This is a genomic window from Streptococcus mitis, assembly GCF_001074635.1.
Lineage (GTDB): Bacteria > Bacillota > Bacilli > Lactobacillales > Streptococcaceae > Streptococcus > Streptococcus mitis_E.
On sequence record NZ_JUQO01000108.1, the window covers coordinates 1 to 1,399 of the forward strand.

Genomic DNA, 1,399 nt, shown 5'->3' on the forward strand with positions numbered 1-1,399 from the left:
GAGCAACCTGCGGCTAGCTTCCTAGTTTGCTCTTTGATTTTCATTGAGTATTAGGTTTATTTACACAGCTGAATAGAAATATCTTTGAAAAATTTGGGGCAAACATAACAAAAAACCTTGTAAATCAAGGGCTTTTCTGTTTATTTCATGCTAATTGCCGGGATTGAACCGGCGACCTCATCCTTACCATGGATGCGCTCTGCCAACTGAGCTAAATCAGCTTACTTGAAAAGTATACTATAATCAGAAAATTTTGTCAAGGTTTCCTTAGAAATTTTCCATAGGAAAAAGCCAGGTAAGAGCTACCTAGCTTATCTTCTTCTATTTGCTTAAATCGATTCGGCGACCAATTTTACCAATGATAATCGCTCCAATAATTAATGAGGCAAATTCACCAATTCCTGTTGTGAACCAAGTAAGGAAAAATGGTAATTGCGCTATGATATTCAACTCTGCAGCAATAGTAAACATGGAAATTGAAAAGAGGATTGAAAAGAAGAAATGATCTTTTCGAATTAATCCATTAAAGAGGTAATCTTTGCTGTATTTTGCAAAAAGGCAAACACCTAGACTGAGGAATACTAATGTTGATCCACCACCAACAAAGACATCTAGCAGTCCGAAGCTAAAGAAATTAGCAATCATACAACCGATGGTAACTCCGATGATGTACTTAGGATTGTAAAAAGCCATAAAGTTCATCATTTCTGAAATACGAAACTGATAAGCACCATAGCTGATGGCATTTAGAGGCGGTGTGACAGTCAAAACGACATAGATAGCAGCAACGATTGCAATATCTGCAACATCACGAATAGTTAATTTTTTCATCTTTTCTCCTTTAGCGGGTTATCCGCGTGTAATATGCTTGGTGAAAGAAGCTAAGCACCAAGGGTTGATTCAATCAACCTTACTAGTATAGCACAATAGCCTGCTTTATGCTATACTTAAACCATGAAAATTCCTATTCAAAAATTTTTTAACAATGAAATCTTAGCCTATCTCTTCTTTGGCCTTGCAACAACTCTAGTTTCGATTCTCTCACGATTAGTCATTTATCAACTAAGTCATCAGGAACTTCTTGCTACTGCCCTAGCAAATATGATTGGTATCCTATTTGCCTTTATCACAAATGATAAGCTTGTCTTTAAGCAAGCTAGGCAGAATTGGCCAAGACGTTTAGTGAAATTTTTTCTTGCCCGCCTTTCTACTTTTCTTTTAGACTTGTTTTTAACTTTTATCTTTGTAACTCAGTTTCCTAATATTATTGGTCAGTTCGTAAATGGGAATCTTGATAAAGTAAATGCAATCGAAACAGTTCTTGCACAATTATTGATAATTATCCTTAATTACATCTTTAGTAAGGTTTTTATTTTTAAAAAATAAAATTTCTGAGCAT

The 1,399-nt window shown here is 35.1% G+C and carries 2 protein-coding genes, 1 tRNA gene and 1 riboswitch; of the genes, 1 reads left to right on the forward strand and 2 read right to left on the reverse strand.

Features of this window, described 5'->3' with window-relative positions:
* Window positions 1-148: 148 nt before the first annotated feature.
* Together ADI58_RS04605 and ADI58_RS04610 are read right to left on the reverse strand one after the other, a co-directional pair.
* A tRNA-Thr gene (locus ADI58_RS04605) sits at window positions 149-221 on the reverse strand.
* 100 nt (window positions 222-321) lie between these two features.
* Complete coding sequence (locus ADI58_RS04610) at window positions 322-831, reverse strand: QueT transporter family protein (protein ID WP_049521636.1); 510 nt, start codon at window positions 829-831, stop codon at window positions 322-324.
* Window positions 829-926: riboswitch (PreQ1 riboswitch) on the reverse strand. Its footprint overlaps the gene before it by 3 nt.
* 28 nt (window positions 927-954) lie before the next feature.
* Here ADI58_RS04610 and ADI58_RS04615 point away from each other — a divergent pair.
* Window positions 955-1,386, forward strand: a complete 432-nt coding sequence (locus ADI58_RS04615; RefSeq protein WP_000701188.1) for a GtrA family protein — start codon at window positions 955-957, stop codon at window positions 1,384-1,386.
* The last annotated feature ends 13 nt before the right edge of the window (window positions 1,387-1,399 follow it).

Excerpts from the sequence above, each read along its gene's own strand:
- ADI58_RS04610 (WP_049521636.1), bottom strand. The coding sequence starts at position 831 with ATGAAAAAATTAACTATTCGTGATGTTGCAGATATTGCAATCGTTGCT.
- ADI58_RS04615 (WP_000701188.1), top strand. The coding sequence starts at position 955 with ATGAAAATTCCTATTCAAAAATTTTTTAACAATGAAATCTTAGCCTAT.